Origin of the sequence: Polyangium spumosum (assembly GCF_009649845.1) — a bacterium.
Taxonomy (GTDB): domain Bacteria; phylum Myxococcota_A; class Polyangia; order Polyangiales; family Polyangiaceae; genus Polyangium; species Polyangium spumosum.
In genome coordinates, this window is sequence record NZ_WJIE01000004.1 from 123,575 (window position 1) to 138,880 (window position 15,306).

Annotated in this window: 14 protein-coding genes; 5 read left to right on the plus strand and 9 right to left on the minus strand. The window is 69.5% G+C overall.

Annotated features, from left to right (window positions below; translation table 11 throughout):
• Positions 1-56: 56 nt before the first annotated feature.
• From GF068_RS14430 to GF068_RS14465, 8 genes are all read right to left on the minus strand, one after another.
• Positions 57-425: a response regulator gene (locus GF068_RS14430; protein WP_153819982.1), complete on the minus strand. Its 369-nt coding sequence runs from the start codon at positions 423-425 to the stop codon at positions 57-59.
• Between the two features lie 221 nt (positions 426-646).
• Positions 647-2,173 (minus strand): insulinase family protein, encoded by a 1,527-nt coding sequence (locus tag GF068_RS47010; RefSeq protein WP_153819983.1) that lies wholly within the window; start codon positions 2,171-2,173, stop codon positions 647-649.
• Complete coding sequence (locus tag GF068_RS14440) at positions 2,170-3,435, minus strand: M16 family metallopeptidase (protein ID WP_153819984.1); 1,266 nt, start codon at positions 3,433-3,435, stop codon at positions 2,170-2,172. Before GF068_RS14440 ends, GF068_RS47010 begins: the two co-directional genes overlap by 4 nt.
• Before the next feature lie 41 nt (positions 3,436-3,476).
• On the minus strand, positions 3,477-4,595 hold the full coding sequence (locus GF068_RS14445) for an isopenicillin N synthase family dioxygenase (protein ID WP_153819985.1): 1,119 nt from the start codon (positions 4,593-4,595) through the stop codon (positions 3,477-3,479).
• A 79-nt stretch (positions 4,596-4,674) separates the two neighbouring features.
• Complete coding sequence (locus GF068_RS14450) at positions 4,675-5,505, minus strand: hypothetical protein (protein WP_338046387.1); 831 nt, start codon at positions 5,503-5,505, stop codon at positions 4,675-4,677.
• Between the two features lie 151 nt (positions 5,506-5,656).
• Positions 5,657-6,502 carry a DUF4215 domain-containing protein gene (locus GF068_RS14455; RefSeq protein ID WP_153819987.1) on the minus strand — a complete coding sequence of 282 codons (846 nt, stop codon included), beginning with the start codon at positions 6,500-6,502 and terminating at the stop codon, positions 5,657-5,659.
• Between the two features lie 63 nt (positions 6,503-6,565).
• Positions 6,566-7,672 (minus strand): PEGA domain-containing protein, encoded by a 1,107-nt coding sequence (locus GF068_RS47015; RefSeq protein ID WP_153819988.1) that lies wholly within the window; start codon positions 7,670-7,672, stop codon positions 6,566-6,568.
• A 263-nt stretch (positions 7,673-7,935) separates the two neighbouring features.
• Positions 7,936-9,492, minus strand: a complete 1,557-nt coding sequence (locus GF068_RS14465; protein ID WP_170319486.1) for a protein kinase domain-containing protein — start codon at positions 9,490-9,492, stop codon at positions 7,936-7,938.
• A gap of 148 nt (positions 9,493-9,640) precedes the next feature.
• On the opposite strand from GF068_RS14465, the gene GF068_RS14470 reads away from it, so the two are divergent.
• The 4 genes from GF068_RS14470 to GF068_RS14485 all read left to right on the plus strand — a co-directional run bounded on the left by GF068_RS14470 (position 9,641) and on the right by GF068_RS14485 (position 14,231).
• Positions 9,641-11,170, plus strand: a complete 1,530-nt coding sequence (locus GF068_RS14470; protein ID WP_153819990.1) for a ferritin-like domain-containing protein — start codon at positions 9,641-9,643, stop codon at positions 11,168-11,170.
• A gap of 82 nt (positions 11,171-11,252) precedes the next feature.
• Positions 11,253-12,302 (plus strand): hypothetical protein, encoded by a 1,050-nt coding sequence (locus GF068_RS44245; protein ID WP_206079476.1) that lies wholly within the window; start codon positions 11,253-11,255, stop codon positions 12,300-12,302.
• Positions 12,303-12,384: 82 nt separating this feature from the next.
• A complete protein-coding gene (locus tag GF068_RS14480; RefSeq protein ID WP_153819991.1) occupies positions 12,385-13,353 on the plus strand; it encodes a hypothetical protein in 969 nt (322 codons plus the stop codon).
• Positions 13,354-13,418: 65 nt separating this feature from the next.
• The gene (locus GF068_RS14485) at positions 13,419-14,231 is read left to right on the plus strand and encodes a hypothetical protein (protein ID WP_153819992.1); all 813 of its coding nucleotides are present in this window, start codon (positions 13,419-13,421) and stop codon (positions 14,229-14,231) included.
• On the opposite strand, the gene GF068_RS14490 is transcribed toward GF068_RS14485, so the two are convergent.
• Positions 14,174-14,620, minus strand: coding sequence for a hypothetical protein (locus tag GF068_RS14490; protein WP_153819993.1), 447 nt, complete (start codon positions 14,618-14,620; stop codon positions 14,174-14,176). The two genes, GF068_RS14485 and GF068_RS14490, sit on opposite strands and share 58 nt — an antisense overlap.
• Positions 14,621-14,775: 155 nt before the next feature.
• Here GF068_RS14490 and GF068_RS14495 point away from each other — a divergent pair, with 155 nt between their 5' ends.
• On the plus strand, positions 14,776-15,294 hold the full coding sequence (locus tag GF068_RS14495) for a hypothetical protein (RefSeq protein WP_153819994.1): 519 nt from the start codon (positions 14,776-14,778) through the stop codon (positions 15,292-15,294).
• The last annotated feature ends 12 nt before the right edge of the window (positions 15,295-15,306 follow it).

Here is a 15,306-nt window from a genome sequence, read left to right on the forward strand (position 1 = left end):
AAACCTCGGAGGAGCGATTGGGGGGCGCTCCACCGAGGTTTCCCTTGTTCCGCGCTTCAGGCGGCGGCCGTGAGCTTCGAGCGCAGGTAGCGGGAGACCTCGTCGAGCTCGTAGGGCTTGGGGACGAACCCGCTCGCGCCGCACTCCGTTCGCTCGAGCTGGCGCTGCGAGAGCGGATACGCGCTCGTCAGGATGATGCGGGCACGCGGAGCGGCCCGGCGAATCTCGCGGGCCAGATCCAGGCCGTTCAGCTCCGGGATCATGAGATCGACCATCACCACGTCGTAACCTTGCGCATCCGCGAGATGTCGCTTGACCTCGTCGGAGGAGGTGGCGAGCGTCACCTGGAACCCCTCGAGGCGCAAGGCGAGCGCGAGAGAGCGGCGTTGTGTGCTTTCGTTGTCCACGATGAGCACGCTGGGCATGTCTCACCTCCCTCCCGTCGGTCTCGAAAAAGAACGGTGGACGTACTAGCAAGGGTCGGGCCAAGCCATCCTCTCCGTGGGAGGAGGCAGATCCTGCGCGTTTCAAGGGCGGTCGAAGGATTGACCGGGGCTGGATGACGGCGGGGGGTTTCACCCATGAAATCCCCGACCGGCGTCGGGTTTTCGTCTTCGCGATCCCGGGCCGCTCGGGCCTCGGGATCTCAAGGTCGGGCAGCGGGCGCCGCTGCGGGGAGGGTGCGGATCCGGGCGAAGTTGCGTGTGGGGTCCACGACCTTCACCTCGCCGAACCTTTGCAAGCGTGGGCCCACGTGGGCTGCGTCACCCGCGACCACGATGACGGCGTGGCCGGGGCGCACGTGCTCGGCGAAGGCCTTCGCCGCAGCCTCGGGGGACGCCTGTCGGATCGCCCCGATGCGCTCGTCGAGGGCCTCGTCGGGCAGGTCGCGGGAACCCAGGTCACAAAGTTCGTCGGCGCGCCCTCCGGGCTTGCTCGTGCTCACGGCGCGGGATCCGCCGAGGAAACGCGCGGCCGTCTCCACTTCGGCGGGGCTCGGCGCCTCCTTCGTGAGGGCGCGCAGGTGGTCGAGCAGGGCCGCGAGCGCCTCCCCGGTGCTCTCGTCATTCGTCTTCGCGTAGACGTAAAACGCCGAGGGGCCACCGGCGAACGGCACGATCTCCGCGAACGAGCGCGACACGAGGCCACGTTTGTCGCGTAGATCGGCGCTGAGCCTGCCCGTGACCGGGCCGCCGAGGACCTCGGCCGCGAGCACGAAACCCGGGTAGGTCGGCTCCGACTCTTTCGGGCCGAGCGACCCCACGACGAGCTCGCTTTGCGTGCTGCCGGGCCTGTCGACGAGCGTGATCTTCGTCGACTCCACGGGCATCGGGTCCGTGAAGGAGAGGGGCGGCGGGGTTTTTCCAGACAGCCTTCCGAGGTGCTTCTCCGCGACCTTGCGGGCCTCGTCCGCGGGCACGTCGCCGGTGATCGCCGCGATCATGTTCTTCGGGACGAAATGGCGTCGGTGGTACTCTCTGCAATCGGCCGGCTTGATCCGCGTGATCTCCTCGGCCGTCGCGTCGAACGAGGCGTACGGGTGGTGCTCGCTCGGCAGCGCGAAGAGGTCCCGGTGGAGCATCATCAAGGCGCCCCAGGCGCCGTCGGTCCGGGCCTTCTCCGCGGCCGCCTCGGCGAGCGAGCCCCGGACGCGCTCGATTTCCCTGGGATCGAGGCGCGGACGACCCACCACGGAGGCGAGCACCTCGGCCGCCTCGGCGAGGCGCGGCGCGGCCACCGAGAGGCCGTACACCACCCGATCCGGGGCCACGTCCACCAGCAAACGCGCGCCGAGTTTGTCGAGGCCGCTGTCCTGCGACGAGGCCACGGCACGCGCGCAGACCGCCGCGAGGCCCGTGCGTTCGCCGTCGATCGCCGTGCCCGCGAGCACGGCGACGCGGAGGTGCACGACGGGCACGGCGCGGTCGAGCAGGCTCACGACCCGCAGGCCATTCTTCAGCTCGACCCAGCTCGTCTTCGGCGCGGAGAACGGCTTCGGCGGGAGCGACGTGGGCGGAGGCTCCTTCGGCTCGGGGGCCGCCGGCGCCGGCGCCTTCGAATCGGCGACCTTCCCCGGCGCAGGCATACGCGGCGGCGAGGGCGCGACGGTTTGGCCGGAACAACCGGCGCCGAGGAGGACGGCGAGCGCGAGGACGGACGCGTGTTTCCTCACGAGCCCTCCGTCGCCGTCGCGCGCGCGAGGTTGCCCTGGGGTGCGGGCTTCGGCCGCGTCTCGATGACGGTCCTCCGGCTCGGCGCGAGATAACGCGCCGCCGCTTTTTGCACGTCCGCCGGGGTCACGGCGGCGAGCCGCTCGAGCTCGCGCCCGATCGCCCGCGCGTCCCCGGTCGCGAGCTCGAACATGCCGAGCGCGGAGGCGCGATCTCGGCTCCACGCGAGGCCGAGGACAAACGCCGCCTCGATTCGCTTTCGCGCCCGGTCCATTTCAGCCTCCGTGGGGGGCGCGCCCGCGAGCTCCGCGAGCGCCGCGTCGATTCGTTTCTCCACCTCCGGCACGGGCGCGTCCTTTGCGAGTCGCACCTCGATATGGAAGGACCCGGGACCACGGCCGAAAGGCGGGTCGATCGTGGCGCGCGCCTCGGTCGCGAGGGACTCCCCCCGCACGAGCCGCGTGACGAGCCGCGAGCCCTCGCCGTCGCCGAGGATGCCCTGCGCCAATCGAAGCGCGTCGTGCTCGCGTGTCCCGCTCTTGGGCATGGCAAACGTATACGAGAGCCCCGGCGCGCGGGCGAGCGTGTCCTCGACGACCTCGCGCCGCTCCGCCGTCTGCTCCTCGGCGGCAGGCGCGGCGAAGGGTTTGGCCTGGATACGCGGGACATCGTCGAAATACCGGTGCACGAGGGACATGGCCGCGTCGGGATCAAAATCCCCAGCGAGCACGAGGACGGCGGTGTTCGGGCCGAAATGGGCGGCGTGGAAGGCGCGGACCGCTGCGGCATCCTTCCGAGCGGCGTCGATCGCGCCCTGGCTCAGGTCGAGGCTCCGCATGCGCTCGGCTTCGAGCCAGAGGCCGAGGGCGATCTCGTTTTCGGGGACGAGCATCGAGAACGTCATGTGATCGACCGCGCTCTCTGCCGCGACGAACCCGCCGCGGCTCGCGACGAGGGATTCGAATTCGCCCGCGGCGAGGTTCTTGGTTGCGCCGAACAGGAGGTGCTCGAAGAGGCGGACGAACCCGGCCTGGCCCGGCTGCTCGTCGCGCGCGCCGACGTCGTAAGTGACCACGAGGGCCACCGTGGGCGAGGCGTGATCCACGTTCATCACGACGCGGAGGCCGTTGTCGAGCGTGGCGCGCTGGATCGCGAGGCGGAGCGTCGGAGGCGGGTGGTCCTTCGGGGGAGCGGCGAGCGCTCCCGCGGGAGCGGCGAGCAGCGTGAGCGTGACGAGGAGCGAGCGCGGGGAGGGGAGGCGCATGGGCGGGTTCGTTCTTACCACGCCCGGGCCTCCGCGGGGAGTCAGGCCGTTTCTTGCGGCTCGCCGGCGCGCACGCTCGCGAGCCTGTCGTAATGGCGGTAGCCGAGCTTCGAGAGGGCCTCGGGCGGCGCGAGGCCGATATCGACGAGCGTCTTGATGTCGTACGTGCCCGCGAGGACCGGCGGCCGATAGGCCATCATCGCCTCTCGCGTCTGGAACGGGGGCAGCGGGAAGAGGCGCGTATCGGTGTGCACGTGGACGAAATGGGCCATCGAGGTGCGGGCATACCCCGGGGTCTTCGGCGCGGTGATGACGTGGGGCGTGGCGAGCAGGCGTCCGCCGGTCAGGATCTCGAGCTGCTGGCCGACCTGGGCCACGATGCAGCCTGGCGGCGCGGTCCCGGGCACGAGCGCGCCTCCGGGGTGGCCCTCGGCGCCGCGGGTCCGCAAGAAGAGCCCGCTGCGATCATCGGGCCGCGCGCATCGATGGCCATCCCGATCGAGGAACCAGCCGCCGGGCAGGAGCGTGAGCAGGTTGAAATCGGTATGCTCCTCGCCCCAGAGGACGCCCTGCTCGCATTGTTGTGCGTCGAGGGGCAGGTATTTGAGGGCGCGCGTGATGTGGGGGGCGCCGCGGGTCACGGAGGCGAACGTCTCGCGCGGCAAGGCGAGCGCGTCGGCACAGGCGCGGAGGAGCGCGAGGCCGGCCTCGTGCAGGGCGAGCCCGATCGCCTCGTACAACGTGCGGAAGCGTGGTCGATCGTCGGGCCAGACGTTGGGGGGGTGGATCTCGGGGTAGAGCTCGGCGGCGACGGGATCGACCTCGATGGGTGCGGCGAACCAGCACTCCTTGAAGTCCGGCTGACCGCCGGCGACGACGGCCTTCTCGGTGTTCGGCGGGGTATACCCGCGCTGGAACCAGAGGTCGGCGCGTGCCCAGCGGCGCTTCTCGGCGTCGGGGAGGGTGGTGAGGGCGAGGAACTCTTCGTAAAACGCGTCGAGCGCGGCCGGGTCGATGCCGTGGTTATTCACGTACACGAGCCCGTACCGGCCGAGCCCGCGCTCGATCGCGAGGGCGGCGCGTCGTTCGCGTTCGGGGTCGCCGGAGGCGACGTCCTGGAGGTCGAGGATGGGGATCGCGTCGTGGAGAGCGCCGGACATGGGGGCGGGGACCTACCACGGGTGGGGGAGGGGAGGCAACGGGGTGTTCGGCGCGGGCGAACGGTAGGGAGGAGGCGGCTCACATGGCGCAGAGGCCGTTCGTGCAGAGGTTGGTGTAGCAGTCGGCGGGTAAGGTGCAGGGTTCACCGACGTTTTTCACGCAGGTTTTGGTGCCGTTCATGTCGGGATCGGCGCAGCGTGTGGTCGCGCATTCAGTGTTGAGCGTGCAGAGTTGCTCGAAAGCCTTGAGGCAATTTCCGAAGTTGCACGCCTCCCCCTCGGCAGCGAGACATGCCTCCCCCATGCCATAGCTCGGATCCTCGCCGTATTTATCAATAAAGGTGCAGTCTCCGACGAGCTCCGCGTACACACACGTGACGCAAGGACCATCACACGCTGTGCCGCAGCACACGCCGTCCGTGCAGAACGTCGTCGCGCAATCGGTATTCGTTAGGCAAGCCTTCCCCTGCGCGCATGGCTGGCAATGCGTTCCGCCGCAATCTGCGTCCGTCTCGTCGCCGTTCTTTATACCATCATCGCAGCTATTGCATTTGTTCTCGAAGCAATAACCATCTACGCCGCAATGTTGATTGACCAGGCACTCGACACATTGCCCCGCGCCGTCGCAGAGACCCGCCGCACATAGCTCGCCTGCTGTCTTCGCCGTGCAGATGCTCGGCGCGCCGACATTGTTTGTGCAGGTGTAGCAGACCTCCACCACGCACGACGTGCAGCCATCGCCGTCGACGTCGTTCCCATCGTCACAACCCTCACCCGGGTCGACGACGCCATCGCCGCATGTTTGAGCGGCGCCACCCGAACCACCAGCGCCCGCGGAGTCCGCAAGCTCGTAATCATCAAGTCCGAGAATCTCGCCACAGCCGACCGCGAGCAGCGCGACCGCTGCCACGGAGCCGCAGATTCGTAGATAAGCGCCCTTCACCAGAACGTCAAAGCCTCCGGGCGGAGGCTACCCGAGGTTCAGGTGGACGTGAAGGGCTTCGAGGGGCTCGCAGGACAGGAAGGGAACGCGGGGGCCCGCAGGAGCCCCCGCGATCGGTTCACATGGCGGCGCAAGCGCCATCCATGCAATTGTTGCTCGCGCACTCACTGCTCGCGGAGCAGGGCTCGCCGTCATCCTTCACGCAGGTCTTTGTCCCGTCCATGTCGGGATCTTTGCAGTTGATGGTCGCGCACTCGGGGTTGTTCACGCAGGTCTGGCCCACGGCTTTTCCGCAGACCCCGCCGCCCGAGCACTCTTCGCCCTCGGCGGCGAGGCACGCCTCACCCACTCCGTAGCTCGGGTCTTCGGCATACTCGGGGATGGCGCTGCACTCCCCGACGGCATTGGCCAGGTTGCAAGCGAAACATGCGCCGTCGCATACGTCGTCACAGCAAACCCCATCCGTGCAGAACGTCGTCGCACAATCCGCCCCCGCGACGCACGTCTTCCCCTGCTCGCACGCCCCGCAAGTCGCACCACCACAATCGACGTCCGATTCGTCGCCGTTCTTGATGGTATCGTTACACGCCGCGCACGCGCCCTCGAAGCAGTACCCGTCCCCGCACTGCGTATTGTCCAGGCACTCGACGCACTGCCCCGCAGAGGTGCAGACCTTCGTCTCTTCACACGTCTCGCCCTCGGCCTTCGCCGTACACGCGCTCGGCGAGCTCGCGTCACACGTGAAGCACGCATCCACCGCGCACGCCGAGCACCCATCCCCGTCCGTGTTGTTCCCGTCGTCGCACGTCTCCCCCATGTCGACGACGCCATCGCCGCAGCTCGACGCCATGCCACCCGAGCCGCCGCTGCCCGCGCCGCCCGTCACGTCCGGCGGCAACGGCGCGTCGTCGGGACAACCCCCGAGCGCCGCCATCAGCGCGCCGAGGGTCAAAGCCAAGGTCATCGATGATCCGTACCGATTCATTGGAGATTCCAACCTCTCGTTCGTCGGGGCGTCCGCCCTCGATCAGAAGCTACCCTTCACCAGGACACCACCCGGCGTCACGTGGAAGGACGCAGAAGGCTGCGATTTCTTGCCCGTGAACGCGTAGACCGCCGTGCCCGCGCCGACGACCCCCGCGCCGATCAAGGTCACGAGCGCCGTGGTCCCGAGCGCCGCGCTCGTGCTCTGCGCGTCCCGGAAATCCGTCACGCATTGCGGGTTCGTTTTGACACACCGGTTCGCCTCCCAGGTGTCATAACTGCCCGAGTCGACGACCGAATATCCAATGAACGTCCCGAGGCTCACGAGCGCGAGGGCGCCCGCGACGCCCGCGCCCGCCAGGATGATCACCTTGTTCCGCGCCGGCGCCGGGGGCGGCGGGGGCGGCGGCGGCGGCTTCACCGCGACGGGCTCCGGCGGGGGCGTGAGCACCAGCGAGACCGTGCTCTCCGCGCCGGGGGCCGCCGCGAGGTCCTGCTTCGCCTCGGGCGCCCCCTCCTTGCGCGCCGTGATCGTGTGCGCGCCGGGCTCCACGAAGACCGCGCCCGCGAGCGGCGACGTCCCGACCGGCTTGCCGTCGACCTGCACCTCGGCGCCCTCGACGTCGATGTTCACGATCACCGTGCCGACCTTGGCCTTCGCCTCGGCGAACATCTTTTCGGCCGCCTGACGGTCCTCGGGCTTCGCCGCCTGGCCCTCCCGGAGGAAATACGCGAGGTGCTCGGCCGCGTCGCGTGGCTTCCCGAGCTGCATCTCCGAGCGAGCCAGGGCCAGCGCGATCTCCGGGCTCGGCTTGATCCGGTAGGCCGCATCCAGCGCCTCGCGGGCCTTGTCGTGCTGCCCGGCCTTCTGCGCCCGCGTGCCCTCCTCGAACTTCTTGGCCGCTTCCTTCTGCGGATCGGCGGCCTCCGCCCCGGCCGGCGCCTTCGCGTCCGTCGGCGCAGCGGGCGGCGCTGCCGGTGCCTTCGTGTCCGCCGGGGGCGCAGCCGGAGCCGCGGCGGGCGGCGCGGTCGGCGCCGCGGCCGGCGCCGCCGGGGCCTTTGCGGCCGGCGGAGCCGCGGCCGGCGCCGCTGGCTTCGCAGGCAATGCCCCGCCCGCCTTTTGCGCGTCCGCAGCCGCGGGAGACGTCACGCTCGCAAGTGCTGCCGCGAGCCCGAGCGCGGCCCACGCCGCGCGACCCTGTTTCCAAGTGCGCCGAACCTCACCGTTCGGCCGAACCAACCATCGTCGTTCCATGCGCCAGCATTGAAACGCACCCCCAGGCCGTTCACAAGAAAAAAGGTGCGCCCCTTCCGTGCCGCAGGCTTCCGTCCCCGTTGGGCTCTTCCGCCGCCTCGTTTCATGACAGAAGAATATTTTGGTGCTGGTTTGTCAGCCCGTATCGTTCTCGTCATTCAGCGCGCCCGCCGCTCCTCGCGCCGCGCCGCCCGGAGGGCCGCCTCTTCCTCGGCGATCGCCGCGAGCTCCGCGCTCTCCTCGGCCTCCCGCGCGCTCGCCTCGGCCTCCCGCGTGGCCTCCTTGATCCGCTTCCCCGGAGCCGCGAAGCGCATCCGGTCTCCGCCGCGCTTCTTCGCGAGCTTCTCCAGCCGGATCGCCTCCCGCAGGCGCGCCTCCGCTTCCTCCTCGGGCGTCGGATCCACCGGGAAGAGGTACTTCACCACGTGCGCGGCGAGCCCGACGCCCCAGCCGAGCACCGGGAAAAACCAGAATTCGCCCCCCACCGTCACCATGTCGAGCAGGAAAAAGAACACGCTGAAGACGCCCCACATCGCCGCGTGTCGCTCGAGCTTCTGCTTCTGCCGCGCCCGCCTCGGCGTCATCCCCGCCTCCGGGGCCGGAGCCGCCGCCAAAGGCGCCGCATCCAGCGCGGGCCGGAGCGCCACGAGCGCCGCGCGTAGCTCCCCCTCCTCGATCCCGACCTCACGCGCCGCCGCCGCGAGATCCGTGTACGCGTACTTGCGACCCTCCGCCTCCGCCTGCGCCTTGCGCTCCAGCGCGAGCGCGATCGCCTGCCCGAGCTCCTGCGTGGAGTAACGCCCCGCCGTGATCGCGCCCGGCGAAGGCCGCGAAAGGGCGGCCGGCTCGGCCTTCGGCCCCTTCGTGTCGCCCTCCTCCGCGAGCGGCTCGAGCAGCTCGACGACGTCGTCCATCGACCCGTACCGCTCCGCCGGGCTACGCGAGAGCGCGCGGCCGAAGACCTCCCGGAGCGCCGCGGGCACGCCCTCGGCCTGCATCTTCCGCGGCGGCTCCGACATCATCGCCGCCACCGTCGAGAGCGCGTCGTGCGCGTCCCACGGCCTCGTCCCCTCGCAGAGCTCGTAGCCGAGCACCGCCCAGGAGAACTGGTCCGTCCGCCCGTCCGCCGCCTTCCCGCGCACCTGCTCGGGCGCCATGTACATCGGCGTCCCGCTCACGCCGCCCTTCGTGGCGAGCGACGGCGCGTTTGGCTTCGCCGTCGGCCCTGCGGGATCCACGGGCGCCGCGCTCCGCCGCGCGATGCCGAAGTCGAGCACCTTCACCCGCCCGTCCCGCCGCACCATGACGTTCTCCGGCTTGATGTCCCGGTGCACGATCCCCGCCCGATGCGCGGCCGCGAGCGCGCGGGCCACGTCGACGAGCCAGCGGATCTTGCGCCCCACGGGCACGCTCGGGTCGCCGACGTAGGCGCGCAGCGTCTCGCCTTCCACGAGCTCCATCGCGATGAAGGGCTCTCCCTCCCACGCGCCCACGTCGTAGATGGCGATCGCGTTCGGGTGATCGAGCGCCGCGACGGCCCGCGCCTCGCGCAGCGCCCGCGCCGACGCCTCCTCGTCGCCGGCCGCGATCGTCTTCAAGGCGACCTTCCGGTCGAGCTTCTGGTCGTGGGCTCGATACACGACGCCCATGCCGCCCTCGCCGAGCACGGCCTCGATCACGAAGCGATCCGCCACCAGGTCGGAAGCTCTCAACATACGGCGCGCGAGGGTAGCGCTCGACGACGCCGCGCGCGAGCTTTCGAAGCGACGTGAGCGTGCGCAAGATCGTCGCGTCTTCCTGTCTTCCTTTGCCGCGAAGACAGCCGTACGATCGGGCCCTCTGCTCCACCGAGGAGGAACTCTCATGCATGATCGACTTGCCTTTCTTTCGTTGCGCCTCTCCCTCTTTGCGGCCCTCGGCCTCTCGGCCGTCGCCTGCGGATCGACCGTGGAAAACGGCGGCCAGGGAGGGCAAGGTGGCGCGGGCACGGGCGCGAGCACGAGCGCGACCTCGAGCCAGGGTGGCTTCGGCGGGTGGTCCGGCTGCGCGGGCGCGACGCCCGTCCTGCTCGCGGACGGCTCGGACAGCGGCTACGTGAAGTGCGACGACGGCACCATCCACCGCGAGGTGGCCGTCGCCTGCGATACCACGATCGACGCGCCCGCCTGCGAGGGCACCGAGCCGTCGAAGTCGTGCACGACCGACGCCGATTGCACGGCCAAGCCCCACGGCAAATGCATCCACCAGGACCCGGCCTTCGAGAACCCCGAGCCCTCCTGCGGCTGCGTGTACGCCTGCGCGAACGACGCCGAGTGCGGCGAGGACGCCGTCTGCGTCTGCCCCGGCGTCGTGAACAATGGCGTCGCCTGGTCCCGCTGCTCGGCCGTGGCGAAATGCGCGACCGACGCGGATTGCCCGAGCGGCGAGTGTGGCATCACCTCCTTCAACGACGGCTGCTTCCAGCAGATCGGCCTCGCTTGCCGCACGGCGGACGACGCCTGCCGCGTCGACGCCGATTGCATGGACGGGGCCGCCTGCGCCGCGCTCCCGTACAGCACGACCGGCGAGCCCGGCACCTTCAACTGCGAGACGCAAAACTGCGCGATCGGCCGCCCCTTGCTCGTCGCCGGCGCGGCCCGCACCGCGCCCGCCGCGGCTCGCGTCGACTGGATCCTCGCCGAGATCACGCCCGACGTGGCGTCGCTCGATCCGGCCGTCCGGCGCGCCCTCGCCGACGCGTGGACCGAGATCGCCGCGCTCGAGCACGCGTCCGTCGCGAGCTTCGCCCGCTTCACGCTCCAGCTCATGGCCCTCGGCGCGCCGCCCGAGCTGCTCTTCGCCGCGCAGACCGCCGCTGCCGACGAGGTCGAGCACGCCCGCGTCGGGTATGCCCTGGCGAGCCGTTATGCCGATCGCCCGATCGGCCCTGCGAAGCTCGATCTTTCGGGCGTCCCCCTCGAGACCGACCTGCGCGCCGTCCTCGGCTCCCTCATCGAAGAGGCCTGCGTGGGCGAGACGATCGGCGCCGCCGAGGCGCTCGCGCTCGCGGGGCTCGTGCAAGATCCGGCGCTCCGCGAGGTCCACGCGCGTATCGCCGAGGACGAGCAGCGCCACGCCGAGCTCGCCTGGAAGACCTTGCGATTCCTGCTCGAAGGCGCCGACGAGGACACGCGAAGCTTCGCTCGCGCCACGTTCGACCGGGCGATCGAGGCCTCGAGCGTGGACCCGTCTTTCCGGCGCGCCGTCGTGGCCGAGGAGGTCGGGCTCCTCTCTGCCAAGCAAATCGGCGCCCTTCGCCGCCAGGTTTTGCGTGACGTCGTGCGTCCTTGCGCCGACGCGCTCCTCGCGCCTGCCGCGGCGAAGGCGGTCTCGGCGCGCCTCCAGGCCTGCTGAGCACTTCGCTTCCCACCCTTTGCGTCTCCGCAATTGTCCTTGACATGGGCGAGCGGAATCCGGTCTCTTGGGTTCTGCTCGCATGTCTCGCCGTGTCCGCGCACCGGTGGTCCTCGGCGGCCTCGCGCTCGTCGCGACGGCGGTCGGGTACATGTCGCTGGGCGCGCGTTCTGCGCCCACGGCCTCGGCCGCCGCGCCCGTCGAGCCCGCGCCCGCGCCCGCGCCTGCGCCGCTCGACGTGGCCGAGCCCGCGCCCGCGCCCACGCCCGCGCCTCTCGCGCCTGCGCCTGCGAAGCCGGCCGAGCGCGCCGACGCCCATTTTGATCGTTCCTGGCGCGCCCCGCTCGCCGGCGGGCTCTTGATGTTCCCGCCCTCCTGGTCGTCGGAGGACGGCGCGTACGACCTCGTCCTGCACCTCAACGGCAACACGGACCTCGTCGAGGAGAACTACGGATTCGCGGGCGTGAACGCGGTCGTGGCGATCCTGAACCTCGGCGTCGGCTCGGGCGTCTACGAGGATCGGTTCGCCGACCCGGCGGGCCTGCGGCTCATTTTATCCCGCGCGCAAAGCGTGATGGTGGCGCGTGGATTGAAGAACGCCCGCCTTCGCCGCATCGGGCTCTCGGCCTGGAGCTCGGGGTATGGCGGGATCATCAAGATCCTCCTGCACGAGGAGTTCTTCGATCGAATCAGCGCGATCGTGCTCGTCGACTCCATTCACTGTGGATACGATCCCCACACGAAGGAGCTGAAGCGCGACCAGATCGAGCCGACGAAGCGCTTCGCGAAGAAGGCCGTGGAGGGCAAGGCGCTGCTCACCATCGTGCACTCGGAGATCGAGACGTACGGCTACCACAACGCGCACCGCACGACCGATTTCGTGTTGCAATCGGTGGGCGCCTCGCGGACGCCGACCACGGTCTGGCAGCCCTTGCCGAACGTGCCCGCGATGAAACACGTCGTCCCGAACGCGTACATGAAGCCACTCGAGCCGCTCACCGAGGCGCACGAGGGGGAGCTCCACGTGCGAGGGTACGGCGGCACGGGGCCTTATACGCACATGCTGCACCTGATTCAGTTCTCGACGACGGCGCTGCCGGATCTCGTGAAGTTCTGGGGGCGGCACCATTAAAAGACGATCCTCGTGAGCCCTCCGGCTCGTTTCTTCTTGTCGCCCAGCCGATCGACCCGCGACTCTGTACTCCATGCAAACCATGACGAAACGCCGCTCGGCCATGCTGGGCGTGCTGGTGCTGGGCTTTGGTGGGGCCACGATGATGGGTGCGTGCGGGCCGCCCCTCGATCCGGGGCCTCTCGATGCGTGCGCGACTCTCCCCGAAGCCCCGACCGAGACGTCGACCGAATGCGCGGAGCCCACGCTCGAGCCGTGCATGCTGTACCGCATCCCGCTCCTGGGAAACCCGACGGAGAACGGCGCGCTGCGGAGCAAGTACATCGCCGCGTTCGGCAGCGCTTGTTACATGTCCGTGGGCCCCATCCCCACGTTCAACTGCTTCTACGAGACGTGGGAGGCCGCGTGCGCCGATGCCGTGAAGATCGGCAAGGTGTCGGGCAATGCGGAGTACGACGAGGGCTACGAGTGTCAGCCCGTCGGCAACGGTGACTACACGCTGCAAGTTGGTCCGGATCCCGCGATCAAGATTCCGATCACCTACGAGGACGCGCCGCTCCAGTCGTCGCTCATCGAGATCAAGACCGTCCCGACGGAGGTGAACGGTCCGTATCGGAACCTGGTCGAGGTGACGCCCGTCGAGCCTGGCAAACGCTTCGACTGCACGAGCGGCCAGGTCGGCGCCGACGGCAAGACCATGAGCCAGAAGAAGTGGGCCCTCGAGGTCAACCGCAAGGCGCACGGCGGGAAGATTCACTCCGATCTCGCGGGCTACACGTGGCCTTGCGAGGATGAGAACTGCAAGCCGACGACGTGCACCGAGCCGGAGCTCCTCAATGAGCCACCAAAGGACCCCAAGGTCTATGACCCCTACGCAGCGCAGGTGCACCACGTGGTGCCCAGGAAGGACCCGCGCGGTTGCCGGTGGGGCACGAATGCATACAAGAACGCGGCCGTCATCTCGTGGAAACTCAACCTGCATCTCACGAACAAGCCTCCGCCGATCAAAGAGGTGACGCTGATCAACAAGGTCCCGCCGTACACGCCCTGACGCGGCCGGCGGACGCAGGCGACGCGACCGTTGACGCCGCGACAAACGAGGTCTAGGCGAAGCCGATGCTCGAACGGGTCACCCGCCGCCTCGGACGCCTCGTCTTCGACCGAGACGCCATCGTGCGCGCCGCGTTGCGCGCATACGTCGAAACCCACCTCGAGGAGATCTCGCGCTTTTGGTATCCAGCCTCCGACTGCATGGCCTGGACAGGCGACCTCCAGCGGGGCGCCGTCTATAACGCCGACGGAGAAGGAAACTACGAGGTTGTGGCCTGGAACGAGGCAGGCGTCGTGGGCCTCGCGTACGAACTCGGGTGCGGGCCCATCGAGCAGCTCGGCCTCTCGCTCGACGCGGTGACCCGCGGCCCGGACGACGTGCGCGGGGCCGTGCCGGGGCTGCCCGCCGAGCTCGAGTCCGCGTTCGTGATGGCCGTCGGTTGGCTCGCCACGGGAGAGGCGAGAGACGATGATGTGGTGTATGGGGAGAAGCTGGCCGGCGTGGGCTTCTGGCTTCACGGCGATCACGGGGGAGGCACGCTCTTCGACGATCTGGCGCCCCACGGCGCCGTCCGCCTCGCCGCGTGGGGCTTGCTCCACAATGGGCGCCTTTTGCCGCTGTCTTGTGAGTCGTATCGTCCACGCCCCGGGTGGATCGTGACGTACCACAACCGCCCCGAAGACGCCCCCGCCCACGCGGTCATCGACGCGGTGGTCGATCGGAGGCTGAAGGGCCCCACGGAGTTCACGCCCGCCGAGCTCGAGACCCTCCTTCGCCCCACGCCCAAGCCGGATCAGGTGCTCGCCATCCAGCGCAGGCTTCAAAAGGTCGGCATCACCTGGCCCGGCTCGCCCGAGATCCCCGAGAAGCCGACCTGACGGGCCCACCTCGGAACGAGGGCGGGGCCCGCGTGGACGTGGTCCTCGACCACGCGAGCGTCGCCCGCGGCCAGTCCGACGATCCTTGAAACGTCGTCGACGTCGCCTGCGACGGGTCCCGCGTCAGCCGCGACGACGCCAGAGTCACCTCCAACCACGTCGGAGTCACCTCCACCCACGCCGGAGTCACCTCCAACCACGTCGGAGTCAGCCACGACGACTCCGTAGTCAACTCCACCCACGCTGGAGCCACCCGCAACGACGCCGGAGTCGTCTCGACCCACGCCGGAGCCACCCGCAACGACGCCGCCGTCGTCTCGACCCACGTCGGCGTCACCTCCACCCACGCTGGAGTCACCTGCGACGACTCCGCCGTCGTCTCGACCCACGCCGGAGTCAGCCGACGCGTCGAAACCCTGCTTACCGTGGAGCCCCGCAACTTCCCGTCGTTGACAGAATTTTCCAGGGACTTAAAGGTGTGTGCTCATTCGCATCACCCGCGCGTCAATGGGGCGCGCGAGGTGCCGCAAAGAGGGACGGATCCATGAACAACGGACCCAAGGCGCTTTATAACGGCCCGACCACCTGCGACATCACGGACATCAAGGACCACGTCGTCGATCTGCCCGAGGGCGAGATGCAGCATCGCCGATTCGAAAAAGAGGGCATCGCCGACGTCCTCGTCGAGCTCGCGAAGGCCAAGACCGGCGCGCTCACGCAGGCCGGCGTCGCCTTCGAGGTCGTCGAGCGTATCGAGATGCGCTCCGCGAGGCTCGCGGTCATCCGGAAAAAGAAGGCCGAAGCAAAGAAGCTCTACGAGGTCCTCGACGAGACCGAGGCCAACGAGGAGGACGCCCGCGAGGGTGATATCGCCCTCGTCGCCAGGACCGCGCAGACGGCCTCCAAACACGTGGATCCGTCACTCGCGGCCCTCTTCGAGAAGACGATGAAGTATTACTCCCAGATCGGCGACAAGGCCGCCGCGACGCGCCGCAGGAACCTGAAGGCCGCCGCCGAAGCCGCCGCGCGCACCGCCGACAAGGCGAACGCCGACCCGAGCTGAGCTCCCCCCCCC